This window comes from Aquimarina besae (assembly GCF_042434905.1).
In the GTDB taxonomy this organism is placed as follows: Bacteria; Bacteroidota; Bacteroidia; order Flavobacteriales; family Flavobacteriaceae; genus Aquimarina.
In genome coordinates, this window is record NZ_CP170199.1 from 4,223,869 (window position 1) to 4,248,663 (window position 24,795).

The window sequence follows — 24,795 nt, forward strand, 5'->3', positions numbered from 1 at the left end:
AAATACACTTTCAGTCTAAGTATTTAATTAAAAAAAGTATTCTTTTTTGTCAATACGCTATATTTACATACTAAATTTTATATGTAATTACGAATTATGGAATGTATCAGTATTTTTGATATGTTAAAGATTGGTGTAGGGCCATCTAGTTCTCATACTTTCGGCCCGTGGAGAGCTGGGAGGAGGTGGATTGCAGAATTGAAAGAAAATAATCAATTCGACTTCATTGCATCTATTAACGTCGATCTTTTCGGGTCTTTATCATTAACCGGTAAAGGACACGCTACAGATATCGCCTCTATCTTAGGATTATGTGGTTATGATCCTCAAACCATAGATGTGGATTCCATTCCAGAGATCATTAAAAATATTGAACTAAAGAAGGAACTGCCACTTAATCAGGAGCTAAAAGTTAAGTTTGATCCTAAAACCGATATCATATTTAATAAAGAATTTAAGAAATTTCATCCAAATGCCATCACATTCAACGCAGTATTACAGAACGAACAAAAAATAGCCTCTACTTTTTATTCTATCGGTGGTGGTTTTGTCGTAAAAAAAGAAAGAAAAAGGGAAAAGAAAAAAATGGAAGCATTTAGAGAGTTTCCCCTTCCCGTTCAAAAAGCTACAGATCTTTTAGGCTACTGTCATCAAAAGAATAAAAAAATATCAGAAATTGTTCTGGAAAACGAGCGATCTCTTCAAAGTGATGCAGAAATTGATCAAAGAATAGCAGAAATCTGGGATGTTATGTTAGGATCTATGTATCAGGGATGTCATACCGAGGGTACGCTTCCGGGAGGTTTGAACGTAAGACGAAGAGCATATGACACTCACAAAAAATTAATTGGAAATAAAGAATATACCAATCCAACAGAGTGGATAGAAGCCATAAGAGATACTGAGGTAAAATTTCGACAGATACTTAAATGGGTATCTTGTTTTGCACTTGCCGTTAATGAGGTAAATGCATCTTTAGGAAGAGTAGTAACTGCACCTACAAACGGAAGTGCAGGAGTAATACCAGCAGTAATGATGTACTATATGGTTATTGAAAATCATGATGCTAATTTTGACGACGTAAAGCAGTTTATGTTGGTTGCAGGAGAAATTGGAAGTTTATTTAAAAAAGGAGCCACAATATCAGCTGCTATGGGGGGTTGTCAGGCAGAAATTGGAGTTTCTTCTGCTATGGCTGCCGGAGCGTTAACAGAACTTATGGGTGGAACTCCGGAACAAGTAGTGATGGCCAGTGAGATAGCAATGGAACATCATTTAGGACTTACGTGTGATCCCATAGGAGGACTTGTACAAATCCCTTGTATCGAAAGAAATGCTATGGGTGCTATAAAAGCTATTAATGCTTGTGAAATGGCTTTAGATGCTGATGTCGCTCACGCAAAAGTTCCTTTAGATAAAGTTATAGAAACGATGTGGGATACTGCAAAGGATATGAATACCAAATATAAAGAAACCAGCGAGGGTGGTTTAGCAGTTAAAGTAAGTTTAAGCGATTGTTAGGTATTATAATGTCTGGAAGTAAATTATTACCTAAAATAAAAAACCTACTTAGCTCCTATTTCAGACTATTTGGATTATATATACTTTTTTTCATTTGTGTAACCCTTTTACAAAGCATATTTCCATATCTCGATCTGCAAAAGTACTCTCAGGATAGCATTTTTGAAATTTTAAAAGAAAACAGACTTAAAGCTTTTTTAGCGATGGTTATATTTGCTCCTCTTGTAGAAGAGTTGATGTTTAGAACATTATTAAAAGCGAAAACAAAAGATCTTTTATTGTTTCTAAGCTCTTGGACACTTTTCTTTTTAGGGTTATTTATTACGATTAAACTAGAATGGTATTATCGTTATTTTTTAGTCATACTAACTATATCACTGCTATTTTTAATCTACCGTATAGTTTTACCTAAACACTTTCTTGAAAAGACTACAAGATATTTAAAAAAACACCAAGTTACGACACTCCAGATTACATCAGTAGCCTTTGGTTTTCTTCACGTGTTCAATTATGTTGAATCTTTTAGAATAGATAGTATTTTATTCCTTCTTATTGCACCGAGAATTATTGCAGGACACGTGTTCGGAAAGATAAAAATAGAAAATGATCATATTCTCTGGCCGATTTTACTTCACGCCATAAATAACGGAGTTGTTTTTGTAATCATCAGTAGCAGGCTATAAAATTATTTACACCCTTCTCTTTTCCGAGTATCTGCAATAGCAATAATTTTCCACGTATTTCCATTATTGAATAACTGAAATACATTAACACCACAATGACTAAATTGCTCATTGACATAAAACTCATAGGGTGTCCATACTTGAGCAATATCATCGTTTGCATCTATCTTAAAATCCAATAACTTTTCTAACCATATCTGGTCTTTCGGTCTGTTATGAATTACTTCCATAAATTTTTTAATATTAGTTTTGGCAGTTTTGACTTCACCTTCCTTTGTCTTTGCAATTGTTTGCATAACCATATTAGAATCTATTGTCTTTCTGATTTGTGCAGTATCACCACTATGAAATCCTTCAAAAAAGTCCAAAATTGTCTGTTTTACTTTTTTCTGGTTGGTGTCCATCCCTTCTTGTGAAAAACCAAAAGCACTAATAAAAAGAAAAGAAAAGACAATCAGGATTCTAGACATAACATTTTAGCTTTAATAAAATAGAATAGTTATTCGGATGGTTTTTTCAAATATAGAGGTATTATTTCTTTTTCATAAAATTAAATCAAAAATCACATACTTTTGTTACGAACTTTCTAATTGATTACATTTACCGCACTAAATTAACTTATCAAAATGTCTACAGCAAAAAAGGATTACAAACGTGTTACAGTAAAGTCTCTGGTAGAGATGAAGGCCAATAAAGAGAAAATTTCTATGCTTACTGCATATGATTACACCATGGCTAAAATAGTGGATGGTGCAGGAGTTGATGTCATTTTAGTAGGCGATTCCGCATCTAATGTAATGGCCGGTCATGAAACCACTTTACCAATTACTTTGGACCAAATGATATACCATGCATCGTCTGTTATTCGAGCCATTGATAGAGCACTTATTGTTGTAGATTTACCTTTTGGAAGTTACCAAAGTGACCCCAAGGAAGCGTTACGTTCTGCCATAAGAATCATGAAAGAGTCAGGAGGACACGCCGTTAAGCTTGAAGGAGGAAAAGAGGTAAAAGAATCTATAAAAAGAATTCTAAACGCCGGAATTCCTGTAATGGGACATCTCGGGTTAACACCTCAGTCTATCTACAAATTTGGCACGTATACGGTACGAGCAAAAGAAGAAGAAGAAGCCAGACAATTAAAAGAAGATGCTTTGATGTTGGAGAGAGCAGGATGTTTTGCTATCGTATTAGAAAAAGTTCCTGCTAAACTCGCTAAAGAAGTAGCAGAAAGTCTTACTATTCCTATTATTGGCATAGGAGCAGGAAATGGAGTTGACGGACAAGTTTTAGTAACACACGATATGCTGGGTATGACGCATGAGTTTAACCCACGATTTCTGAGACGTTATTTGGATTTATATACAGAAATGACTAATGCTTTCGAACAATATGTAGCTGATGTAAAGTCATTAGACTTTCCAAATGAAAATGAGCAGTATTAGATTTTTGGAATAGTTCGATTATTAGATCATAGGAAAGTTAGATTCTTGATCAACTAGATTGTTTATTAAAAAATATGCATAGATTTAAAGATTTAGAAATATGGAAAAAGAGTCGTGTTTTCTGTACGAAGGTTTACGATATCACATCCAGATTTCCCGAAACTGAAAAGTTTGGGTTAACCAACCAATTAAGAAGAGCTGCAGTATCAATTCCTTCGAATATCGCTGAGGGGTCTTCCAGAAATTCGAACAAAGATTTTTCAAGATTTCTTCAAATCACTTTAGGTTCTGCTTATGAAATTGAAACACAACTTTTAATTTCTTTAGATTTAAAATTTATTAATCAAACTGAACTAGATACACTTTTAAAAGACTTAGAATCCATTATTAAGATGACTTCAAAATTCAAATCAACTTTAAAATAATTCTAAAAATCTAACAATCTAATAATCGAACATGCCTAAAGTAATCTCTACGAAATCCAATCTTCTCGTTCTCTATGAAGATAATCATCTGATTATTATCAATAAAAGAGCGGGAGACATCGTGCAAGGAGATAAAACCGGTGATAAACCACTTAGCGAAGTAGTCAAAGAATATATTGCTGAAAAGTATAATAAACCGGGTGCCGTGTATCTAGGTGTCGTACACCGTTTAGATCGCCCAACTAGCGGCATTGTTGTTTTTGCAAGAACCAGTAAAGCTTTACCCCGACTGAATAAAATATTCGCAAACAAAGAAGCAAAAAAGACATATTGGGCCGTTGTCAAAAACCCACCACCAAAAGAAAATGACACGCTGGTTCATTGGTTGAAGCGCAATCCAAAACAAAATAAATCCTATGCTCATGCAAACGAAGTTGTAGATAGTAAAAAAGCAATTTTGGACTATACCGTGATAAAAAGACTCAACAGCTACAGTGTTTTGGAAGTTGATCTTCATACTGGCAGACATCATCAGATACGCTGTCAATTATCATCTATTGGATCTGTAATTAAAGGCGATCTAAAATATGGTGCCGATAGAAGTAATAAAGATGGAAGTATTCACTTACACGCGAGAAAATTGACATTCACGCATCCTGTTAAAAAAGAACCCTTAACCATTATTGCACAACCTCCACCAGATCCAATTTGGGAAGAAGTTTTAAAATAACCTTTTACTTTCTATCGGTAAGATCTAATACTTTCAATAACTACAGATGTCAAGATCAATACTCCTCCAATTATTGTGGTCAACAGAGGTATTTCTCCTAAAAAAATCATCCCTATGATAATTCCGTAAACGGGCTGAATACTACTTATAATACTAGCGGTAGTAGTAGAAAATCGTTTCAGACTAAATAAAAATAAAGTATGACCAACTGCAGTAGTTACAATTGCTAAAACCAGTATCCAGGGCCATTGTGTTATAATACCGGAACTATCTATAAAAAAAAATGTTGGCAATAGCATTATACTAATGATAACAAGTTGATACCACATCAACATAGAACCGTGATAATTACTCACCTTCGTTTTCATAATCAGATTTCTAAGTGCATAACAAAAAGCAGAAATTACTCCTAAACCAACAGCATTGGCATAAGAATTTCCTAAGCTAAAGTCGGGCACTAAAAAATAGATACCCAATAACACTAAAGCACCTAAAATTAAGTGCATTTTCTGAAATTTTGTTTTCAATAAAATTGGTTCTAAAAAAGAGGTGATTACCGGATATGTAAATAATGATAACATTCCTATCGCAACGTTTGACATCTTTAGCGCATAGAAATAGGTAACCCAGTGCAATCCCATCAAGACACCTCCAAGAATTATTGTAGAGCGATCTGTAGAAGCGATTCCAAAGGATATTCGTTTCCATTTACAAAATAAAAACAATACGCTTCCTGCCAAAATAGCTCTAAAGCCAATGGTTACAGGTACCGGCATATCAATATATCTTCCCAATGCTCCAGAAGTGCTAATGAATAGCATTGCAAGATTAAGTTCTAGAATATTACGTAAGTGCTGGGGATTTTTGGACATAAAATAAAATAATTATCGAACCAGTTTTTTTGATTTCTCTTTGATGATATCTGCTACTGGTCTACCTTCTATATTGCTCTCAAGCCAAGACAAAATATCAAGATATAGGAATGCCCTTTTTTCATATGGATGGTTCTCGTACTTTTTTAGAGTTTTATGTAGCTTTCTAAACTCATCTTTAATCTGATGCGGAAAAATGTCACCAAGGTTTTTAAGAAATTTGATCATTTCTTTTTGCACCTCATGTAAATCATCCATTTTGATTAAAAAACGGTAAGTTTCTTTAAGCTGCGTTTCTAAATGATAATCCATTCCGGCTTCATAATGCGCTACCAAACTCAACACTCTGGCAAAACACATTAAATCCTCTCTCATTTTCAATGATCTATTGTTGATTATTTTACCAAGATATTCTATACATTTTTTATGATCGGCCATTCCAAAATATAAACAACCAATCTTATAGTAAAGTACCATTATGTGATGATCATCCAAACGATCTTTATATTCTTTAATTCCTGCTAAAATTTCATTTACCAAATAAGCGCCTTCATCAAAAGTTCCTTCTAGAAAATGAACATTTAACTTGTTATTGTATATAAACTGAAATGAAAGCACTTCTATGTTATCGTCGATCGGAAAATCATCCGATTTGATTGTTTTTTCAAATTTACTTAGTGTTAATTTCAACTGAGTTTTATCCTGAATAAGATATAGAGACTCTAACAAATAGTGATTTCCTCTTAGAAAAAAGACAGGATTTAGAATAATCATCTTTGGGTTCTCATAAAAAAGATCTACCCACTTTTTTGAATACTTATAGCACGATAAAAAGTCCTGAACCATAAAACTGTACCACAAGTGTGCTTTGTATAACCATAATTTTTCTCTAAAACCAAGAATATTCCAGTCATATTTTGGTAATTTACTTTCAAAATAATTGGTGATTATGGTATGCTCTTTATCATTTCTAACGTATCCACTTTTTATCATAAGACCATATAATTGCAAGGAAAGATTTGATAACCTGCTGGTTAGCACATTTTTCATACTTAGCATTTTGGCTTCTATCGTCAATTCATCTGCACGGCTATTAATACTCCTGGTAATATATTGAGTTTCGATTACCTTTTCTAATTCTACAATTTCATAGGCAATGTTATTCTCCTCATTTTCTTTTGCTACAGTCTTTGCTTTATCTAAAATCTTAAGACTTTGCTTGTACAAGCCTTTGTGGTATAATATTGTTGCAAAATCCAACTGCTCCCGAATTTGTGATCTTACATTTTGATGTAATGGACTTAATCGCAAGCTTATCAATATTTGTTTATATAGATGAGCTTTGAGATTAGAAAGTTGTTGTTTTTTTACAATTCCTTTGGAAACAATTAGCTCTTCATCCAGTGTTTCACTTTTATCCAAATGGTTAAAAAGCGCTAAAAATTTTGAATCAGTATTTACCCCTAATCTTCCCACGTACACTTTAAATTGTCGCTTTTCGGATTTAGAGAGTGACTTCACCAAAACAAACAAAGGATCTTTTTGATCATTAGTCATTGTAAGAAAATATATTTCAATTAATTGATTAATAAGGTTTTAGCTCAACAATAAAACATTTCAACATTGTAAAATGTATAACTAAATCCCTTCTTTTTGAATAACCAAAATATAAATTCGTAAGAGAATACTAAAACATCTTTAGAATAATATTTTAAAAAGATATTATTTAAGGAGAGTATCAAAATTAATAATTCACATAATTCCTATGAGCGATAATAAAGTCCAAATTTTTGACACCACGTTAAGAGACGGAGAACAGGTCCCTGGTTGTAAGCTAAATACGAAACAGAAGTTAGTGATTGCCGAGCGACTAGACCTTTTGGGAGTTGATATTATCGAAGCTGGTTTCCCGGTCTCAAGCCCCGGAGACTTTACTTCAGTAAATGAAATTGCAAAAATTGTTAAAAACGCAACCGTTTGTGGATTAACCAGAGCTGTAGAAAATGATATAAAAGTGGCTGCAGAAGCTCTGAAGCATGCTGTAAGACCAAGAATTCATACCGGAATAGGGACATCAGAATCTCATATAAAATACAAGTTTAATTCTACGCAAGAAAAAGTGATCGAACGAGGTATTGCCGCCGTTAAATATGCAAAATCTTTTGTAGAAGATGTAGAATTTTATGCTGAAGATGCAGGTCGCACAGATAATGAGTTTTTAGCACGAGTCTGCGAAGCGATGATTAAAGCCGGAGCTACTGTTCTTAATATACCAGATACAACCGGATATTGTTTGCCCGAAGAATATGGAGCAAAAATAAAATACCTAAAAGAAAATGTAAAAGGTATTGACAATGTCATTATATCTTGCCATTGTCACAACGATTTAGGGCTAGCTACAGCTAATTCGATAGTAGGAGCCATCAATGGTGCCAGACAAATAGAATGTACTATAAATGGAATAGGAGAACGAGCAGGAAACACTGCTTTAGAAGAAGTAGTAATGATAATGAAACAACATCCGTATTTAAATCTCAATACGGACATCAACTCAAAATTATTATACGACACGAGTCTTATGGTTTCTGAAAGTATGGGTATGATGGTACAACCTAACAAAGCCATTGTTGGTGCGAACGCCTTTGCACATAGTTCTGGAATACATCAGGATGGAGTTATCAAAAACCGAGAAACCTATGAAATTATAGATCCCGCAGAAGTTGGTGTAACTGAATCAGCTATTGTACTTACAGCAAGAAGTGGTAGAGCTGCTCTTGCATATAGAGCCAAAAAAATTGGTTATGAGCTTACAAAACTTCAATTAGATGAAGTCTACAAAGAGTTTTTGACCTATGCCGATAGAAAAAAGGAAGTAGTAGATGAAGATATCCACCAGATTATGAAAACAGTTCAGGTGGAGGCAGCAGTTGCCTAATAACTAATTTTATATCCTCTTTTTAAGAATTAGGATACCGAGAAAATTAGAAACACATGAAAAAGACATTATTTGATAAAGTTTGGGATGCTCACGTAGTAAAAGAAATAGAAAACGGTCCACAAATACTTTACATAGATCAACATCTAATCCATGAGGTAACAAGTCCACAAGCATTTAATGAACTTGAACAACGTGGAGTTCCTATTTTTAGACCAAATCAAGTCGTTGCAACCGCAGATCATAATACTCCAACGATTGATCAACATTTACCTGTAAAAGACCCTTTGTCCAGAAATCAATTGGCTCAGCTTACAGAAAACTGTAAAAAAAACGACATTACTTTGTATGGTTTAGGTCATAAATACAATGGTATTGTACATGTAATGGCTCCGGAATTAGGGATTACCCAACCCGGCATGACTATGGTATGCGGAGATAGCCACACCTCTACTCATGGTGCTTTTGGTTCAATAGCATTTGGTATAGGAACCAGCCAGGTGGCTCAGGTTTTTGCCAGTCAGTGTTTATTGCTTCAAAAACCTAAAAGCTTACGCGTTAATGTAACTGGTACATTAAAACCGGGGGTTTTACCAAAGGATGTAATTCTATACGTGATCTCAAAACTAGGAACCAATTCTGGCACTGGATATTTCTGTGAGTATGCCGGTAATGTCTTTAAAGAAATGTCTATGGAAGGAAGGATGACTGTTTGTAATATGAGTATCGAAATGGGGGCTCGCGGCGGTATGATCGCTCCGGATGAAACTACTTTTGAATATGTAAAAGGAAGAGAGTTTTCACCAAAAGGTTTGGCGTTTGAAAAAAAAGTTGAGTATTGGAAAACCTTAGCCACCGATGAAGGTGCTGTTTTTGATAAGGAATATCATTTTGATGCTTCAGATATAGAGCCGATGATTACTTACGGAACTAATCCTGGAATGGGAATCAAGGTGACTTCAACTATACCCGAAGATAATAATGCTTCTTTCGAGAAGTCATTAGCCTACATGAATTTCAAAAAAGGACAATCGCTTATAAATCAAAAAATCAACTACGTTTTTATAGGTAGCTGTACCAATAGTAGAATTGAAGATTTTAGAGTTGCCGCAAGTTACATCAAAGGAAAGAAAAAAGCTGATAATGTAACCGCTTGGTTTGTTCCTGGTTCACAACAGGTAGCATCGCAGATCGTGGATGAAGGACTGAATACAATTTTTGAAGAAGCAGGCTTCCAATTAAGGCAACCCGGCTGTTCGGCATGTTTAGCTATGAATGATGATAAAATTCCTGCCGGAGAATATTGTGTGTCTACATCTAATAGAAATTTTGAAGGACGACAAGGGCAAGGTGCCAGAACTATTCTAGCAAGCCCGTTAGTAGCTGCAGCAACTGCAATAGAAGGCAAAATTGTTGATATCACTAAACATTTGAATTAAAACCATGGATAAGTTTATCAAGTTAACATCCACCGCAGTACCGTTAGCCATAGAAAATGTAGATACAGATCAAATTATACCTGCTCGTTTTCTAAAAGCTACCACTCGCGAAGGTTTTGGAGACAATCTGTTTAGAGATTGGCGTTTTCATAAAGATGGAAGTATCAATGAAGATTTTGCTTTAAATAATTTGGATTACTCCGGAAGTATATTAGTTGCCGGCAATAATTTTGGCTGTGGTTCTAGTAGAGAACACGCTGCCTGGGCCATACACGATTATGGATTTAAGGTAGTTGTCTCTAGTTTTTTTGCGGATATTTTTAAAGGAAATTCATTAAATAATGGACTATTACCTGTTCAAGTATCTCCAGAGTATCTTCAAGAGCTATTTTCTGAAATAGATCAAGATCCTAATACCCAGATTGAAATAGATCTAGAAACACAAAAAATTACAATACTATCAACAGGATCTCAGACTGATTTTGACATTAATGCCTATAAAAAAATGTGCTTGATGAATGGATATGATGACATTGATTTCCTGATTAGTAACAAATCCGATATTGAAGCCTTCGAAAAGGCGAGAGCTTAAATAAAAGCATCAGGCAGAGCTTCCTTCAGAGGCGGTAGCTAAAGTAACTAAGTGTGACAATAAAAAATAATAATCTCTAATAGATATTTATCTATGAAACTAGAAATCGCTGTATTATCAGGAGACGGAATAGGGCCTGAAGTAACCTCACAAGCTGTAAAAGCATTAGATGCTATCATGCATCGATTTGATCACACATTTACTTTCAAAGAAGCATTAGTAGGAGCCATTGCTATTGATAAAACAGGTAATCCATTACCCGATGAGACTTTACAACTTTGTGCAAATACAGATGCGGTTCTTTTTGGAGCGATTGGTGATCCAAAATATGATAATAATCCTAGCGCAGCAGTAAGACCAGAACAAGGTTTGTTACGCTTACGAAAAGAATTAGGTCTATATGCCAATATACGACCTGTAAAGGCCTATAATACTTTATTGGATAAGTCTCCTTTAAAAAGAGAAATTATTGAAGGAACGGATATTTCTATTTACAGAGAACTTACCGGAGGAATCTATTTTGGTAAGAAACATTTAAACGAAGAAGGAACGGTAGCTTCTGATTTATGTGAATATTCTAAAGAAGAAATCGAGCGTATTTCTCATTTAGCCTTTAAAGCGGCTCAGAAACGTCGTAAAAAGCTCACGTTAGTAGATAAAGCAAATGTTTTAGAATCTTCACGTTTATGGAGAAAAGTTGTAGGAGCAATAGCTAAAGAGTATCAAGATGTGATTGTCGATTATTTGTTCGTGGATAATGCAGCAATGCAAATGATTTTAAACCCTAGTCAGTTTGATATAATCCTGACAGAAAATATGTTTGGAGATATTATTTCTGATGAAGCTAGCGTTATTGGTGGTTCAATTGGTTTATTGGCATCCGCCTCTGTTGGAGATACTTGCTGTATGTTTGAACCGATTCATGGTTCCTATCCACAAGCTACTGGAAAAGGTATTGCTAATCCAATCGCAGCTATTCTTTCTGCTGCTATGCTATTGGAACATTTTGATTTGATGAAGGAAGCTCAAGCCATCAAAAATGGTGTAGAAAAAGCTTTGGAATTGAATCTTACTACTCCGGACCTCAATCATATAAATCCCTTGACTACAGAAAAGGTAGGAGATTTTATTTATGATTATATCCTTAATCCAGAAGATTCAAACATGAATTTTGAAAATATACACGTGGGGCAATCCACGATTATTTAAGATTAGTTATATTATTGAAAAGCAATCAGTCGGTAGAGTCTGATTGCTTTTTTTGTTTTCTGAATTTTTGATTTTTTAAACTTAGAATACTATTATTGATCCATACCGGGCTTCGAGAATCTCAGTCCTCGTTTATTTACGAAGAATGAAACTCGTTTATTTAGTAAGGGTGAAATTCGTTTACTTCCCAAGGGTGAGGTGTCACATTGAGCCTGCCTTGTCGGCAGACAGGCGTAGTCGAAGTGCACTCGAATATTGAGCTGTAACATTTATCTGGTGTTGAATTACCCTCGAATCTTGAGCATATAAAATTTGATTTCTTAAACACTCATTTTTTTGTACCTTATATAAATGAAAACCTCTAGAATCTTTATATCAATGCTAATTTTACCGATACTATCTTTCTCTCAGAATATAGATAAACATCAATGGAAAGATCGATTATTATTAGTTATAGCAGATTCTGATCAAAATGCTAAACTTATTCAACAACTACAGGAATTTGAAAAGAACAAAGAGCAGTTAAAAGAAAGAAAACTCATCATATATCAGATAACACCCACCTCGTATCGTGAAGGGTTAGGAAAAAATGAAATTACCAAAAGTAATAACCTCTATAAAAAATACAATTCTTCCAAAAAAAATTTCAAAATTATCCTCATAGGATTGGATGGAGGTATTAAAATGGAATCTTTTGATTTTGTTTCATCCAATAAAGTATATGATAAAATTGATCAAATGCCGATGCGCAAACAAGAATTGAAAACTAAAAACAAATAGCTTACACTGCTTTCAAATATCCTAGCACGTTCTCCTCTATCCTACTGTGAATATCAGAAACATCAGCCTTCTCGAAAGATGTACCTGTAATGTTTTCAAATAACTCTATGTAACGATCTGATACAGAATTAATATATTCTGCCGTCATATTAGGGATTTGTTGCCCTTCTTTCCCCTGGAAACCGTTGCTAATTAACCATTGTCTTACAAATTCTTTGGATAATTGCTTTTGCGCTTCGCCTCTTTGTTGTCTTTCTTCATAGCCTTCCGCATAAAAATAACGAGAAGAATCCGGTGTATGGATCTCATCAATCAGTACAATTTTTCCGTCTTTGGTCTTCCCAAATTCATATTTGGTATCCACCAAAATCAATCCTCGTTCTGCAGCTATCTCAGTTCCTCTCTGAAACAACTTTCTGGTATAATCTTCTAATATCAGGTAATCTTCTTGAGAAACAATGCCTTTTGCCAAAATTTCTTCTCTAGAGATATCCTCATCGTGTTCTCCATTATCCGCTTTGGTAGATGGAGTGATAATCGGCTCTGGAAATTTATCATTTTCATTCATTCCATCAGGCATTGGTACTCCACACAACATTCTTTTACCTGCTTTATACTCTCTGGCAGCGTGTCCAGAGAGATATCCTCTGATCACCATCTCTACCTTAAACGGCTCACAAAGATGCCCCACAGCTACATTAGGATCAGGAGTAGCAATGAGCCAATTGGGTACCAAATCTTCTGTCGCTTTCATCATCTGAGTAGCAATTTGATTTAAGATCTGTCCTTTAAACGGAATCCCTTTTGGCATTACTACATCAAATGCGGATAAGCGATCTGTAGCGATCATGACAAGTAATTCGTTACTAATATTATATACTTCTCTTACTTTTCCTTTATAGACAGATTTCTGACCGGGAAAATTATAATTGGTGTCAACTATGGTACTCATTTTTTTTAAAGTTGCAAAGTATCTAAGAATCTAAGTCGCAAAGAGAAAAGTATATCCTATTTGAACTTAATTCTATTATTCTTAATTCGTAATTCTTAATTAAAACTAATCGTTCCTATTTTCTATTTCTTTATAAGCAGCAATCACTTTTTTTACCAGTTTATGACGGATTACATCTTTATCATCCAAGTGAATAATACCAATTCCGGGAACGCCCTTCAATACCAATAAGGCTTCTTTTAGACCAGAAATCACTCTTCTTGGTAAATCAATCTGTCCCGGATCCCCGGTTATCATAAACTTTGCATTTTTACCCATTCGTGTCAGAAACATCTTCATTTGAGCGTGGGTTGTATTCTGAGCTTCATCAAGAATTACAAAAGCATTATCTAATGTACGACCACGCATAAAAGCCATAGGCGCAATTTGAATGATTCCTTTTTCAATAAAACTCTCTAACTTTTCTGCAGGAATCATATCTCTTAAGGCATCGTATAGTGGTTGCATGTAGGGATCTAATTTTTCTTTTAGATCACCTGGTAAAAACCCAAGATTCTCCCCTGCTTCTACAGCAGGACGTGTTAGGATAATTCTTCTTACTTGTTTTTCTTTTAATGCTTTTACGGCTAGCGCCACTCCTGTATACGTTTTACCTGTACCTGCAGGCCCGATCGCAAAAACCATATCATTCTTATACATTAATTCGACCAGCTTACGCTGATTAGCAGTTTGTGCTTTGATCAACCTGCCTCCTACTCCGTGCACTAATGTTTCTCCACTAGCAGCCGAAGTCTCGTAATCCTCTTTGCTTTCGCTGGTCAGGATTCTTTCTATGACATTTTCATCTAGTTTATTGTATTTGCCAAAATGTTCCAAGAGCATATTAAGACGTGCATCAAATTCTTCGAGCATTTCCTCATCTCCATACACCTTCATTTTGCTACCTCTGGCAACAATCTTCAACTTTGGAAAATATTTTTTTAATAATTGAATATTACCATTCTGAAGTCCGAAAAACTCCCGTGGATTAATTTCTGTCAGTTCAATAATAAGTTCGTTCAAAAGCTATAGAAATTTTAGTATGATTTGTTTTTTGGATTGACTAAGTTTGTTCTCCCAATAGTTATTGGGATTGTTTGAAGTTTTTGCCGGGGAATCAAAAATAAAAAACGTGTTATAAGTTGAAACTTTTTTAAGATCATAAAGGATATCAGTGGTCAAAAATCGTAAACTCGTACATTTTTATTACAAATTCTTTCATTCAAAAAACTTTGAATAACTTCATAGCAAATTTACATATTTTTAAGCGCTTATAATTAAAAGATATTAACAATTCTTATAGATGCCAATAATAACTTTAACTACTGATTTCGGAATCAAAGATCACTTTGTGTCTGCTGTTAAAGGGGCTATATATACAGAACTGCCGGATGCCACGATTGTTGATATTTCTCACGAAATCTCACCTTTTCATATTACAGAAGCTGCCTACATTATTCAGAATGCCTATAAGAGCTTTCCAAAAGGAAGCATACATATCATAGGTATCGACAGTGAATTGAACCCTGAAAATAAGCACATAGCCGTAAAACTAGATGATCACTACTTCATTTGCGCTAATAACGGATTGATCTCATTGATCGCTTCAGAGTTTAGACCAGAGAAAATTGTGGAAATTAATATTCACGATGCAATCGGAACCAATTTTCCTGTATTAGATGTTTTTGTAACTGTAGCTTGTCATATTGCTCGAGGAGGTACGCTGGAAGTTGTGGGCAAATCGATAACCGATATTAAACTCATCAAGGGTATTACTCCAATTGTTAATGTCGGTGATAAACAGATTGTAGGTAGCATTATCTATATTGACAATTACGGAAACCTGATCACCAATATAACCCGAAAACTTTTTGAAGATGTAGGTAAAGGACGTGATTTTAAAATTACGGCGAGGAGTGCTGTTTTTAATACCATTTATGAGCGTTATAGTGATGCCATCAACTTTGATATCGAAAAAAGCAAACGCGAAGAAGATGGTAAAAAGTTAGCGATTTTTAATTCTTCAGGATATCTGGAATTGGCTATATATAAAAGCAATCCCAGAACGGTGGGTGGAGCCTCTAGCCTCTTTGGATTACATTTTAGGGATACAGTAAGTGTTACTTTTGAGTGAATTAGTGATTGCGCACGTGAGTTATGAAATTGAATTACGGAACTATTAGTGCTTTGGATAGCTAGATTTTTAGAAAGAAACTCAAATACTCAAAGTCAAACAAACTAAAGAACTTTACAGAATTTTTTGTAAGGTTGAGAACTTATAAATTTTGAAACTTTATTATTAAAAATGATCATACGTATTGTAAAATTGGGATTTGTACCAGAGCAAATTGACTCCTTTCTGAAAAATTTTGAAGAAAATAAAAAAAAGATCAGAAATTTTGATGGCTGTTCTCACTTAAAACTAATTAGAGATATACATCAAACGAATCAATTTTTTACATATAGTTATTGGGAATCAGAAGAACATCTCAATAACTATCGTAACTCTGCGTTATTCAAAGATATTTGGACAAATACCAAAGACAAGTTTAATCAAAAACCAGAAGCCTGGAGTGTAGAAAAAATTGAAGAATTGTAATTTTAAAACCTATTAAAAAGTATAAACGAAATTACTATTTTCACGAATTGATAACTCAAAACAAAAGATACTATTAACATATGCTCGCAGTTATAAGAAAAGAAATCAATATATTTTTTGCCTCCTCTGTTGGATATCTGGTCATAGGTATATTTTTAATTCTTAATGGACTCTTTTTATGGGTTTTTAAAGGTCAGTTTAATATTTTAGATAGTGGCTTTGCTGATCTTTCTCCTTTTTTTCTAATCGCGCCCTGGATCTTACTATTTCTGATTCCGGCTGTCACCATGCGTAGTATCTCTGAAGAGAAAAAACAAGGAACTTTAGAACTTTTATTAACCAAACCGATAAGACTATGGCAATTAGTTGCAGGAAAATACTTAGGAAGTTTATTTCTAATTTTTATAGCTTTAGTTCCCAGTTTACTCTATGTAATCACAGTATATCAACTGGGTAATCCAATAGGAAATCTTGATACCGGTAGTACAATTGGTTCTTACGTAGCTCTTTTATTGCTTAGCGCAACCTATACTTCAATCGGTACGTTTGCCTCCACAATAACCAATAATCAGATAGTAGCATTTTTGACAGGATTATTTCTTTGCTTTTTATTTTATTTTGGATTTAGTGGGCTCGCAAATTACCAATTACTTGGCAATACCGATTATACTTTAGAACAAATTGGAATTCAGTTACATTATGAACGGATCAGTCAGGGAATTATTGACACAAGAGATATCGTTTATTTCATAAGTATCATTCTGTTTTTCATTTTTTTGACTACTCTTATTTTACGTAAAAATTTACAGAAAACAATTTACAAACTTGCTGCTATTGCTGCTATTGGTGTTATTCTAGTTAATGTTTTAGGCAGTAGTTTATACAGCAGGTTTGATTTGACTGCAGATAGTCGTTTCACTCTTTCTGAAGCTACCAAAAACTTACTGAAAGAAGCAGAAGTTCCTATCTCTATTGATGTACTATTAGAAGGTAATTTTCCTTCTGAGTTCAGAAAATTACAAGGAGAGACTAAGCAAATATTAGAAGAGTTCAACGCGATTAACCCAAACATACAATATATTTTTACGAATCCGATTGAAGAAGAAGAATTTAGGAAAGAAACCCTCGAAGAATTACAAAGACTAGGACTTACACCTATGGAAGTGAGTGTTCGGGAAAGTGGTAAAACCGAAATAGAAACGGTAGTTCCATGGGCAATCATGAATTATCAAAACCGAAGTGTAAAAGTTGCATTGGTAAAGAATACGATTGGCGCGACCACCGAAGAAAGAGTTAATAATTCGATCCAGCAACTAGAATATGTTTTTGCAGATGCCTTAAAGAAACTTATCCATCCCAAAAAACACAAAATTGCAGTATTAAAAGGAAACGGACAATTGCCGGATATCAAAATTGCGGATTTTGTAAAGACATTACAAGAATATTATTTCGTTGGGGCTTTTACGCTGGACTCCGTGGCTTCAAACTCTGAAAAAACATTGAAGGATCTTCAAAAATTTGATCTTATCATCAACGCAAAACCGACCCAGCCTTTTTCTGAGGAAGAGAAATATGTCTTAGATCAATTTATTATGAACGGTGGCAAGTCGCTATGGATGTTAGAATCTGTTGCTATGGAAATCGACAGTCTGTTCACTGCTAAATCAAAAGGATCAGCCATTGCATTTATGCAAGACTTGAGATTAGGAGATGCATTGTTTTCTTATGGAGTTCGGATCAATCCTGTTTTGATAAACGACCTGTATTCTGCTCCGCTGATGCTTGCTTCGGGACAAGGAAACGACACACAATTTACACCTCATCCCTGGTTTTATGCTTCTTTAACAAAAAGCAAAAGCAACCACCCGATTGTCAAGAACATTGAATCCGTAAAATTCGAATTCTCCAATCAGATTGATACTTTAAAAAATGACATATCAAAAACAGTGCTACTTAGCAGCTCTGAAAGGTCTAAATTAGAAGGAATCCCTACAGAGATTAACCTTGACAACATTATAGGTCAAAAACCTGATATGACCGCATACACTGAAGGAAATCATGCGCTTGCAGTTTTACTGGAAGGGAAATTTAAATCCGCCTATAAAGATAGGGTAAAACCTTTGAAACTTGATACTCCGCAGGACATAAGCAAAGCAACCAAAATGGTAGTTATTGCTGATGGAGATATCATCAAAAATGGCATTCGAAAAGGAAGACCAATTACTCTTGGATATGATCCGTACCTAAATCTACAATATGGAAATAAGGAATTCTTATTGAATACCGTTAATTATTTACTGGACGACTCTGGATTAATGGAAGCACGAGGAAAAGAAATCAACATTGCTTTTCTAGATATCGAAAAAGTAAAAGAAAATCGAACATTCTGGCAAGTGATCAATATTGTTGTTCCGTTGTTAATCCTCGGGGCCTTTGGATTTTTATTTTCAATTATCAGAAAAAAGAAATATTGTAAGTAATTTAATTAGAGATAAAACACAAAAAGACTCTTTGTCAAGAGCCTTTTTATCAAAATTCATTTCATCATTAGATACAACACTGATTATTTCTTACAAGCCCACGGCATATCATTCCGCTTGGACTAGGAACGGCGCAATTGACTCCTTGAATATCAACTAAATAGAATTGATAACAACCTCTAACACAATCGGATAAACCTGGCATACCTCCTTTGATTTCTTTTTGAGAAGACTTTGATAATTTTTGAGCTCCAGGAATTGAATTCATCATTTTTTTCATAATAACGGTTTTAAGAATTTAAGTTGAATTTATATAATGTACAAACGATACATTAAGATGAAAAATTCCCTTAAAATTACAACTTAACAAAGTATTTAAATGTTATAAAATTGTTATTTAACTATCCTATTCAAAACGTTTATTTCAATCTTTTACAGATAGGATTTCGATTTCACATCTATAAATAGCTACTTGACAAATATTTCTTACCTTGATAGTATAATTTTAGAAAAATGAATTCAACATTATTTTTAGAAGGAATCAAAAAGCAATTCCGTTATTATAAATCCTTAGGCGAAAAAACAATAAATCAGGTTGATAACGATGCTTTATTTTGGCAATACAACCAGGAAAGTAATAGTATCGCAACCATTGTAAAACATCTTTGGGGAAATATGAAATCCCGTTGGACAGATTTTTTAACATCTGATGGAGAAAAAGAATGGCGCATCCGTGACCTCGAATTCGAAAATGATATCCAAACCAAGGAGGAATTACTGGATAAATGGAATGAAGGATGGCAATGTCTTTTTAAGGCTTTAGACAGCATTAACGCAACAAATTTTGATCAACCTATTTACATTCGAAATATTGAACATACAGTCACTGAAGCAATCAATCGACAGTTAGCACATTATTCTTATCATATCGGCCAAATTGTATTTTTAGGAAAAATGATATGTGATCAGGATTGGCAAACATTATCCATCGCCAAAGGAAAATCAAAATCTTATAATGAAAAACGTTTTGCACAACCAAAACACAGGGCGCATTACACCGATAAATTAATCAAAGATAAGGATCAAACTACACCTTGATTTATCAGAACAAAAAATCATTATCAATTATGATAGTCGATAACTCCTGGCTGTTTGTTAATAACTAACGTTTTTGGCGTATCGAAATCCTTGTAGATTACAATTATATTTGCCTAAGCTATCAATTGATAGCTACTGTTAAACAGTACTAATCTCAAAAAAATTAAACGGGTGAAATTTATAGTATCCAGTTCATATTTATTAAAACAACTACAGGTATTAGGTGGTGTTATTAATAACAGCAATACATTACCTATTTTAGATAACTTTTTATTCGAATTAGATAATAACTCATTAACGGTTTCTGCTTCAGACCTTGAGACCACAATGTCTGCTAAACTAGAAGTAGAATCGTCTGATGAAGGAATGATTGCAGTACCAGCAAAACTGTTATTAGAAACTTTAAAAACATTTCCGGAACAGCCTCTTACGTTTGTTGCCGGAGATAATAACACCATTGAGATAAGTTCTAATCACGGTAAATACGCTTTGGCCTATGCTGATGGAGAAGAATTTCCGAAGGCCGTAGAACTTGAAGATCCTAGCTCAACAACTTTATTGGGAGATATATTAGCTACTGCCATTAGCAAAACGATTTTTGCAACAGGTAATGATGATCTCAGGCCTGTGATGAGTGGTGTTTTCTTTCAGTTTTCTACAGAAAGCTTAACCTTTGTCGCTACCGATGCTCATAAATTGGTTAAATACTCGCGTGAAGACGTTCAGGCATCTCAATCAGCTGAGTTTATTATGCCAAAAAAACCATTGAATCTTCTAAAAAGTATTTTGGCAGGAAGTGATACTGACGTTTTGATAGAATACAATGAATCGAATGCTAAATTTACTTTTGACGAAACACAACTTATTTGTCGACTTATAGATGGTAAATATCCTAACTATGAGGCCGTTATTCCTAAGGAGAATCCAAATAAACTGACAATTGCACGAACTCAGTTCTTGAATTCAGTTCGTAGAGTTTCTATTTTCTCTAATAAAACAACACATCAAATACGATTAAAAATAGCTGGTGCAGAATTAAATATATCAGCAGAGGATATTGATTACTCTAATAAAGCAGAAGAACGTCTTACTTGTGATTATCAGGGAGACGATATGCAAATTGGATTCAACTCACGTTTCCTTAGCGAAATGCTGAACAATCTCAATGCAGATGATGTACAACTGGAAATGTCTTTACCTAATCGAGCAGGAATTCTCACTCCTACCGATGGATTAGATGAAGGAGAAAGTGTAACTATGTTGGTGATGCCGGTTATGCTTAATAATTAGAAGAAAGCACCTAATTTATAGATATTAAAAATCCAATTGCGTTTATGCAATTGGATTTTTAATTTTTAAGAGATTCATTTTTATATTTTTATCAAACAGAAAATTAATCGCCAAGAGAAGTATTTCTTTATTTCTAAGACGGCAACATATCAAAACATTCATGACCTTCCAAGAAATTTTTGATGGATTAGAAATGAGCAAAGAGCATAGCAAACTTGTTTCTGATAAACTTAAACAAATAGATGTTACTAAAGGAGAAACCTTGTTACGTCCAGATGATAGAACCCTATATCAATATTATGTTATAGAAGGATGTTTACGGTCTTTTTTTACAGACAGATCTATAAAGGAGCATACTATACAGTTTGCGATCAAAGATTGGTGGATTAGCGATTATACTGCATTTTTTAAAAAGGAAAAAGCGATCCTTCAGATAGAATGTATTCAGGATGCTACATTGTTGAGGCTTTCCAGAGATGATATGAATGAAATTTTTGACAAGGTTCCGGGCGTCGAACGTTACTTTAGAATAAAGACTGAATCCTATATTGGTTCTTTCCAGAAACGGATTATTGGTGACTTATCTAAAACGGCCAAAGAACAATATCTGGATTTTGTTAATACCTACCCAAACATCGAACAATCAGTTAAAAATTATCATATCGCATCGTATTTGGGAATCACTTCGGAAAGCTTAAGCAGAGTTCGAAAAGAAATAGTCAAAAATTAAAATATGACCTATTTTTAATTTAGCTTTCCTTTTTGTAAATAAAGGTATTCTCCATTGTATTTTTTTGACAATAACAAGTCAATTAGATAAAACGGAGAATACTTTATTAAACTATAATTATTTTTGATTATTCTTTGGTAAATTTCTTACTAATAGTTTGATTTCCATTACGTAAAGAAATAAAATACATTCCTGAAGCAAGTTCACTAACCAGAATAGGCTGTTTTGTTACTTTTCCTGTTTTTATAACTTGACCCAGGTGATTTATAATCGTATAGTTCGCATTTATTGCGTTTTTCGATTTTAAAATCAATACTTCTTTTACAGGGTTCGGATAAAAAGTAAAGTCTAAATCTATAGATACACTTGTCTTCACCATCTCTTCAGCAAGATTCCTAGAGGCTGTTCCGACGCAAAAACTATTACTGTCCTGTGATCCAAAAGAGCCACCGGAAACAAGAACTCCTCCATTAGTATCTGTTAGTGCATACGAACCATTACCATAACTACAGCAAATACCATCCCCATACGTATCTTTTACCACTAATGTATAACATCCGGAATCCAATGTCCTAGATAAATTGATAGTCGACCCATCAGCCTGAGATCCATAACTACCCCCGGAATATACTACTTTATTACTATCGCTTCGTATTTCCCAGCTTGTTTCTTCAGGATAATTATCAAAAGTGACTCTAAGGTTCACATCACTGGTGGTTGATCCTCCGCCCGTGTTTCCAGAGGTAGACAAGCTAACTGCATCAACTGCTATATCACCTTGCCAAGTAGTTCCTGTTATTCCGTTAAAGCGTAACTGTACTTTTTCGCCAAGGTATGCAGCTAAATTAACTGATGCAGTTTGCCAAGAGTTCCCTTGATTTCCAGACTTACTCCAGATCGATGTCCAGCTCGTTCCATCCAGACTTGCTTCTAAAGCTAAACTTCCCATTGCCGTAGAACCGTACATATGATATTTGAATGAAAATGTGGCCTGACTAGCCCCGGTAATATCGTAACAAGGAGCATACAAGATCGCTCTTTTACTTGAATAGTTAGGCGTTGAGGATTCCATGTAGATATAATAAGATCCTGAATTAGCTGAACCCGGTCCAGTACCAGAAGAAGGAGTACTTCCAGAACGAGTAGCCCAGTTAAAATCATCTCCTGTTGTTGCTTGTTTCCAGGCTCCAAAAGTATTCTCAAAGCTTTCATTATATGGAAAAGAAGTAATCGTAGTATTGCAGAGTGTATTTCCTCCGCCGCCAGAGGTTCCAAAGCGATCTTCTGCCTGTGGACCACCCCATATTTGAGTAGCAAATGCAGGATTATCAATAAAAGGATTTCTGTTTCCTTGTAAATTTTCGAGGATTGGGTTTCGTTGTAGTTCTAACTGTGAAACCGGGTCCTCTGCATTCCATTCTAAAAACAATTGAATCATATTAGCATCTCCTGATACTGCTGTTCCTATTCCAACATTAGAAGGCAAACAACGATTACCATATCTAATATACATATACATCATCATTCGGGCTACATCACCTTTAAACTCATCACCAGGATACCAATGACCTTGAGTAGTAGTTCCGGAGTTACCTGATCCATCGGCAAACTTTCGGCTTCCTCTACTAGAATTTCTCTGCACATCTGCAGGTCTAAGATGATGCGCATCTGCTCCTGGACCAGAAGTACCTAAGTTAGGATTACCCAACGATTTTGGATATACATGTTCTCTATTCCAATCTGTAGATCCACCACCATTGTTATTTACTCCTCTTGTTCTGTCTGTAGTAGAATTGCCATCAGTATCGCTATAGCCATAAATTAAGATCACTTTAGAGGAGTTCGCAGGATCTAGGTCTGTTTGTTTCAATGCGTCCCAGACTCCTGGAGTATAGGATAATGTAGTGGTTTGTGTGTTGGTTACCTTAGCAGCTAATTCATTCTTTAAAGCCTGTCCCGATAAAGAAAGGTTGACATCATTATAATATGATGGTACCTGACCAAAACCAATAAGGGTACACCCCATTATTAGTAATAGTAATACGTTTTTCATTGTGTGTTGAGTTAGTTTAGTAAATTTTAATGCTTCCGAAGCTAAAACTATTTCGTTAAAATTACTACAGCTACGTGTTACCAAATTGTTACCCAAGGTGTTGATAATGTAGCTTTTAAGTCTAAAGAAAAATGTAAATAACTGATTATCATATTTTTAATAAAATTCCATCCTGTTAATAAGTTATTTCTTACATAATGACCTAAGAAATAGACTTCAATTAGTCACGAAAGCATCATAAAGTTTTCTGAAACATCTTTCCATTTAACCTGATTATATTGCAAAACCTCAATAATTTAGTGTGTTTAACGTATTCTATTTAGGGAATTTTCAGTTATTTTTAAGGGGTTAACTTAAAATATCTTACACAATGAAGAAAATCTTAGATTTAAAAGGAATTCAAAAATTAAGTAAAGGAGAACAAAGATCGATTAAAGGAGCTTGGGGCAATGTCTCTTGTTGTACATCTGGAAGAGGTTGTCAGATCAGTTTTCCTGGTGGAAGTTTCTGCGAACCAGGATACTGCGACCCTTACAGATTTGGGAGATGTATTCTTTACTAAAATAAATACTTAAAACCGGAAAAGGTATACTTAACTAGCTTGTCTTTTCTCTTCGAAAAAAGAATAATAATTAACTCAAATATTTTACACAATGAAAAAAATCTTAGAATTAAAAGGAGTTCAGGAACTTACCAAAGGACAACAAAGATCAATCAAAGGAGCCATGACAAGTATTTCTTGTTGTAACCCAAATCCAAGAACAGGAACTGGTAATAAATGCCGTATCAGCTACCCAGGAGGAAGTTTTTGTGAGCCAGGAAGATGTTCGGGATGGAATCAATGTATACTATACTAAGTAAAGATTATAATTTAAAAATCATCAAAGAGACTAGTGTTAATGTAGTCTCTTTTTTTATAGATC

The 24,795-nt window shown here is 34.4% G+C and carries 25 protein-coding genes; 18 read left to right on the plus strand and 7 right to left on the minus strand.

All coding sequences use genetic code 11. From position 1 onward, the window contains the following. Positions 1 to 96 precede the first annotated feature (96 nt). Together ACE94K_RS18745 and ACE94K_RS18750 are read left to right on the plus strand one after the other, a co-directional pair. A complete protein-coding gene (locus ACE94K_RS18745; protein ID WP_378175983.1) occupies positions 97 to 1,521 on the plus strand; it encodes an L-serine ammonia-lyase in 1,425 nt (474 codons plus the stop codon). A gap of 8 nt (positions 1,522 to 1,529) precedes the next feature. Further along, the gene (locus ACE94K_RS18750; RefSeq protein WP_378175986.1) at positions 1,530 to 2,204 is read left to right on the plus strand and encodes a type II CAAX prenyl endopeptidase Rce1 family protein; all 675 of its coding nucleotides are present in this window, start codon (positions 1,530 to 1,532) and stop codon (positions 2,202 to 2,204) included. 2 nt (positions 2,205 to 2,206) lie between these two features. On the opposite strand, the gene ACE94K_RS18755 is transcribed toward ACE94K_RS18750, so the two are convergent. After that, positions 2,207 to 2,674: a nuclear transport factor 2 family protein gene (locus tag ACE94K_RS18755; protein ID WP_378175990.1), complete on the minus strand. Its 468-nt coding sequence runs from the start codon at positions 2,672 to 2,674 to the stop codon at positions 2,207 to 2,209. 156 nt (positions 2,675 to 2,830) lie between these two features. Here ACE94K_RS18755 and panB point away from each other — a divergent pair, with 156 nt between their 5' ends. The 3 genes from panB (at position 2,831) to ACE94K_RS18770 (ending at position 4,804) form a co-directional block, all read left to right on the plus strand. Next, the gene (gene panB / locus ACE94K_RS18760; RefSeq protein WP_378175993.1) at positions 2,831 to 3,649 is read left to right on the plus strand and encodes a 3-methyl-2-oxobutanoate hydroxymethyltransferase; all 819 of its coding nucleotides are present in this window, start codon (positions 2,831 to 2,833) and stop codon (positions 3,647 to 3,649) included. A 74-nt stretch (positions 3,650 to 3,723) separates the two neighbouring features. Then, a complete protein-coding gene (locus ACE94K_RS18765) occupies positions 3,724 to 4,074 on the plus strand; it encodes a four helix bundle protein (RefSeq protein WP_378175996.1) in 351 nt (116 codons plus the stop codon). A 31-nt stretch (positions 4,075 to 4,105) separates the two neighbouring features. After that, on the plus strand, positions 4,106 to 4,804 hold the full coding sequence (locus ACE94K_RS18770) for an RluA family pseudouridine synthase (protein ID WP_378175999.1): 699 nt from the start codon (positions 4,106 to 4,108) through the stop codon (positions 4,802 to 4,804). 11 nt (positions 4,805 to 4,815) lie between these two features. Here the strand turns inward: ACE94K_RS18770 and ACE94K_RS18775 are convergent, their stop codons facing one another. Then, a complete protein-coding gene (locus ACE94K_RS18775; RefSeq protein WP_378176002.1) occupies positions 4,816 to 5,676 on the minus strand; it encodes a DMT family transporter in 861 nt (286 codons plus the stop codon). Between the two features lie 12 nt (positions 5,677 to 5,688). Continuing rightward, a complete protein-coding gene (locus ACE94K_RS18780) occupies positions 5,689 to 7,233 on the minus strand; it encodes a hypothetical protein (protein WP_378176005.1) in 1,545 nt (514 codons plus the stop codon). 208 nt (positions 7,234 to 7,441) lie between these two features. Between ACE94K_RS18780 and ACE94K_RS18785 the strand changes: the two genes are divergently transcribed. The 5 genes from ACE94K_RS18785 to ACE94K_RS18805 all read left to right on the plus strand — a co-directional run bounded on the left by ACE94K_RS18785 (position 7,442) and on the right by ACE94K_RS18805 (position 12,631). Continuing rightward, positions 7,442 to 8,611, plus strand: a complete 1,170-nt coding sequence (locus ACE94K_RS18785; protein WP_378176008.1) for a 2-isopropylmalate synthase — start codon at positions 7,442 to 7,444, stop codon at positions 8,609 to 8,611. Positions 8,612 to 8,667: 56 nt separating this feature from the next. Beyond that, positions 8,668 to 10,050 carry a 3-isopropylmalate dehydratase large subunit gene (gene leuC, locus ACE94K_RS18790; protein ID WP_378176011.1) on the plus strand — a complete coding sequence of 461 codons (1,383 nt, stop codon included), beginning with the start codon at positions 8,668 to 8,670 and terminating at the stop codon, positions 10,048 to 10,050. A 4-nt stretch (positions 10,051 to 10,054) separates the two neighbouring features. Continuing rightward, a complete protein-coding gene (gene leuD, locus ACE94K_RS18795; RefSeq protein WP_378176014.1) occupies positions 10,055 to 10,642 on the plus strand; it encodes a 3-isopropylmalate dehydratase small subunit in 588 nt (195 codons plus the stop codon). Between the two features lie 93 nt (positions 10,643 to 10,735). Beyond that, the gene (leuB, locus tag ACE94K_RS18800) at positions 10,736 to 11,851 is read left to right on the plus strand and encodes a 3-isopropylmalate dehydrogenase (RefSeq protein WP_378176017.1); all 1,116 of its coding nucleotides are present in this window, start codon (positions 10,736 to 10,738) and stop codon (positions 11,849 to 11,851) included. 378 nt (positions 11,852 to 12,229) lie between these two features. Next, positions 12,230 to 12,631: a DUF4174 domain-containing protein gene (locus ACE94K_RS18805; protein ID WP_378176020.1), complete on the plus strand. Its 402-nt coding sequence runs from the start codon at positions 12,230 to 12,232 to the stop codon at positions 12,629 to 12,631. Between the two features lies 1 nt (position 12,632). On the opposite strand, the gene ACE94K_RS18810 is transcribed toward ACE94K_RS18805, so the two are convergent. Both ACE94K_RS18810 and ACE94K_RS18815 read right to left on the minus strand, forming a co-directional pair. Beyond that, positions 12,633 to 13,583, minus strand: coding sequence for a phosphoribosylaminoimidazolesuccinocarboxamide synthase (locus tag ACE94K_RS18810; protein WP_378176023.1), 951 nt, complete (start codon positions 13,581 to 13,583; stop codon positions 12,633 to 12,635). Positions 13,584 to 13,688: 105 nt separating this feature from the next. Further along, positions 13,689 to 14,645 carry a PhoH family protein gene (locus ACE94K_RS18815; protein ID WP_378176026.1) on the minus strand — a complete coding sequence of 319 codons (957 nt, stop codon included), beginning with the start codon at positions 14,643 to 14,645 and terminating at the stop codon, positions 13,689 to 13,691. Positions 14,646 to 14,925: 280 nt separating this feature from the next. Between ACE94K_RS18815 and ACE94K_RS18820 the strand changes: the two genes are divergently transcribed. The 3 genes from ACE94K_RS18820 to gldG all read left to right on the plus strand — a co-directional run bounded on the left by ACE94K_RS18820 (position 14,926) and on the right by gldG (position 18,701). Next, positions 14,926 to 15,756, plus strand: coding sequence for an S-adenosyl-l-methionine hydroxide adenosyltransferase family protein (locus tag ACE94K_RS18820; protein ID WP_378176028.1), 831 nt, complete (start codon positions 14,926 to 14,928; stop codon positions 15,754 to 15,756). 171 nt (positions 15,757 to 15,927) lie between these two features. Next, the gene (locus ACE94K_RS18825; protein ID WP_378176031.1) at positions 15,928 to 16,221 is read left to right on the plus strand and encodes a putative quinol monooxygenase; all 294 of its coding nucleotides are present in this window, start codon (positions 15,928 to 15,930) and stop codon (positions 16,219 to 16,221) included. 80 nt (positions 16,222 to 16,301) lie between these two features. Then, positions 16,302 to 18,701: a gliding motility-associated ABC transporter substrate-binding protein GldG gene (gldG, locus tag ACE94K_RS18830; protein WP_378176034.1), complete on the plus strand. Its 2,400-nt coding sequence runs from the start codon at positions 16,302 to 16,304 to the stop codon at positions 18,699 to 18,701. A gap of 67 nt (positions 18,702 to 18,768) precedes the next feature. On the opposite strand, the gene ACE94K_RS18835 is transcribed toward gldG, so the two are convergent. Beyond that, the gene (locus tag ACE94K_RS18835) at positions 18,769 to 18,972 is read right to left on the minus strand and encodes a hypothetical protein (RefSeq protein ID WP_378176037.1); all 204 of its coding nucleotides are present in this window, start codon (positions 18,970 to 18,972) and stop codon (positions 18,769 to 18,771) included. Positions 18,973 to 19,214: 242 nt separating this feature from the next. Here ACE94K_RS18835 and ACE94K_RS18840 point away from each other — a divergent pair, with 242 nt between their 5' ends. The 3 genes from ACE94K_RS18840 (at position 19,215) to ACE94K_RS18850 (ending at position 21,819) form a co-directional block, all read left to right on the plus strand. Then, positions 19,215 to 19,799 carry a DUF1572 family protein gene (locus tag ACE94K_RS18840; RefSeq protein WP_378176040.1) on the plus strand — a complete coding sequence of 195 codons (585 nt, stop codon included), beginning with the start codon at positions 19,215 to 19,217 and terminating at the stop codon, positions 19,797 to 19,799. Between the two features lie 171 nt (positions 19,800 to 19,970). Continuing rightward, positions 19,971 to 21,089, plus strand: a complete 1,119-nt coding sequence (gene dnaN / locus ACE94K_RS18845; RefSeq protein ID WP_378176043.1) for a DNA polymerase III subunit beta — start codon at positions 19,971 to 19,973, stop codon at positions 21,087 to 21,089. 160 nt (positions 21,090 to 21,249) lie between these two features. Then, positions 21,250 to 21,819 (plus strand): Crp/Fnr family transcriptional regulator, encoded by a 570-nt coding sequence (locus ACE94K_RS18850; protein WP_378176046.1) that lies wholly within the window; start codon positions 21,250 to 21,252, stop codon positions 21,817 to 21,819. A gap of 127 nt (positions 21,820 to 21,946) precedes the next feature. On the opposite strand, the gene ACE94K_RS18855 is transcribed toward ACE94K_RS18850, so the two are convergent. Continuing rightward, positions 21,947 to 23,872 (minus strand): endonuclease, encoded by a 1,926-nt coding sequence (locus ACE94K_RS18855; protein WP_378176049.1) that lies wholly within the window; start codon positions 23,870 to 23,872, stop codon positions 21,947 to 21,949. Positions 23,873 to 24,242: 370 nt separating this feature from the next. Here ACE94K_RS18855 and ACE94K_RS18860 point away from each other — a divergent pair, with 370 nt between their 5' ends. Together ACE94K_RS18860 and ACE94K_RS18865 are read left to right on the plus strand one after the other, a co-directional pair. Next, positions 24,243 to 24,434 (plus strand): hypothetical protein, encoded by a 192-nt coding sequence (locus ACE94K_RS18860; protein ID WP_378176052.1) that lies wholly within the window; start codon positions 24,243 to 24,245, stop codon positions 24,432 to 24,434. 91 nt (positions 24,435 to 24,525) lie between these two features. Continuing rightward, positions 24,526 to 24,729: a hypothetical protein gene (locus ACE94K_RS18865; RefSeq protein ID WP_378176055.1), complete on the plus strand. Its 204-nt coding sequence runs from the start codon at positions 24,526 to 24,528 to the stop codon at positions 24,727 to 24,729. The last annotated feature ends 66 nt before the right edge of the window (positions 24,730 to 24,795 follow it).

Excerpts from the sequence above, each read along its gene's own strand:
- ACE94K_RS18745 (WP_378175983.1), top strand. The coding sequence starts at position 97 with ATGGAATGTATCAGTATTTTTGATATGTTAAAGATTGGTGTAGGGCCA.
- ACE94K_RS18750 (WP_378175986.1), top strand. The coding sequence starts at position 1,530 with ATGTCTGGAAGTAAATTATTACCTAAAATAAAAAACCTACTTAGCTCC.
- ACE94K_RS18755 (WP_378175990.1), bottom strand. The coding sequence starts at position 2,674 with ATGTCTAGAATCCTGATTGTCTTTTCTTTTCTTTTTATTAGTGCTTTT.
- panB (WP_378175993.1), top strand. The coding sequence starts at position 2,831 with ATGTCTACAGCAAAAAAGGATTACAAACGTGTTACAGTAAAGTCTCTG.
- ACE94K_RS18765 (WP_378175996.1), top strand. The coding sequence starts at position 3,724 with ATGCATAGATTTAAAGATTTAGAAATATGGAAAAAGAGTCGTGTTTTC.
- ACE94K_RS18770 (WP_378175999.1), top strand. The coding sequence starts at position 4,106 with ATGCCTAAAGTAATCTCTACGAAATCCAATCTTCTCGTTCTCTATGAA.
- ACE94K_RS18775 (WP_378176002.1), bottom strand. The coding sequence starts at position 5,676 with ATGTCCAAAAATCCCCAGCACTTACGTAATATTCTAGAACTTAATCTT.
- ACE94K_RS18780 (WP_378176005.1), bottom strand. The coding sequence starts at position 7,233 with ATGACTAATGATCAAAAAGATCCTTTGTTTGTTTTGGTGAAGTCACTC.
- ACE94K_RS18785 (WP_378176008.1), top strand. The coding sequence starts at position 7,442 with ATGAGCGATAATAAAGTCCAAATTTTTGACACCACGTTAAGAGACGGA.
- leuC (WP_378176011.1), top strand. The coding sequence starts at position 8,668 with ATGAAAAAGACATTATTTGATAAAGTTTGGGATGCTCACGTAGTAAAA.
- leuD (WP_378176014.1), top strand. The coding sequence starts at position 10,055 with ATGGATAAGTTTATCAAGTTAACATCCACCGCAGTACCGTTAGCCATA.
- leuB (WP_378176017.1), top strand. The coding sequence starts at position 10,736 with ATGAAACTAGAAATCGCTGTATTATCAGGAGACGGAATAGGGCCTGAA.
- ACE94K_RS18805 (WP_378176020.1), top strand. The coding sequence starts at position 12,230 with ATGCTAATTTTACCGATACTATCTTTCTCTCAGAATATAGATAAACAT.
- ACE94K_RS18810 (WP_378176023.1), bottom strand. The coding sequence starts at position 13,583 with ATGAGTACCATAGTTGACACCAATTATAATTTTCCCGGTCAGAAATCT.
- ACE94K_RS18820 (WP_378176028.1), top strand. The coding sequence starts at position 14,926 with ATGCCAATAATAACTTTAACTACTGATTTCGGAATCAAAGATCACTTT.
- ACE94K_RS18825 (WP_378176031.1), top strand. The coding sequence starts at position 15,928 with ATGATCATACGTATTGTAAAATTGGGATTTGTACCAGAGCAAATTGAC.
- gldG (WP_378176034.1), top strand. The coding sequence starts at position 16,302 with ATGCTCGCAGTTATAAGAAAAGAAATCAATATATTTTTTGCCTCCTCT.
- ACE94K_RS18835 (WP_378176037.1), bottom strand. The coding sequence starts at position 18,972 with ATGATGAATTCAATTCCTGGAGCTCAAAAATTATCAAAGTCTTCTCAA.
- ACE94K_RS18840 (WP_378176040.1), top strand. The coding sequence starts at position 19,215 with ATGAATTCAACATTATTTTTAGAAGGAATCAAAAAGCAATTCCGTTAT.
- ACE94K_RS18850 (WP_378176046.1), top strand. The coding sequence starts at position 21,250 with ATGACCTTCCAAGAAATTTTTGATGGATTAGAAATGAGCAAAGAGCAT.
- ACE94K_RS18855 (WP_378176049.1), bottom strand. The coding sequence starts at position 23,872 with ATGAAAAACGTATTACTATTACTAATAATGGGGTGTACCCTTATTGGT.
- ACE94K_RS18860 (WP_378176052.1), top strand. The coding sequence starts at position 24,243 with ATGAAGAAAATCTTAGATTTAAAAGGAATTCAAAAATTAAGTAAAGGA.
- ACE94K_RS18865 (WP_378176055.1), top strand. The coding sequence starts at position 24,526 with ATGAAAAAAATCTTAGAATTAAAAGGAGTTCAGGAACTTACCAAAGGA.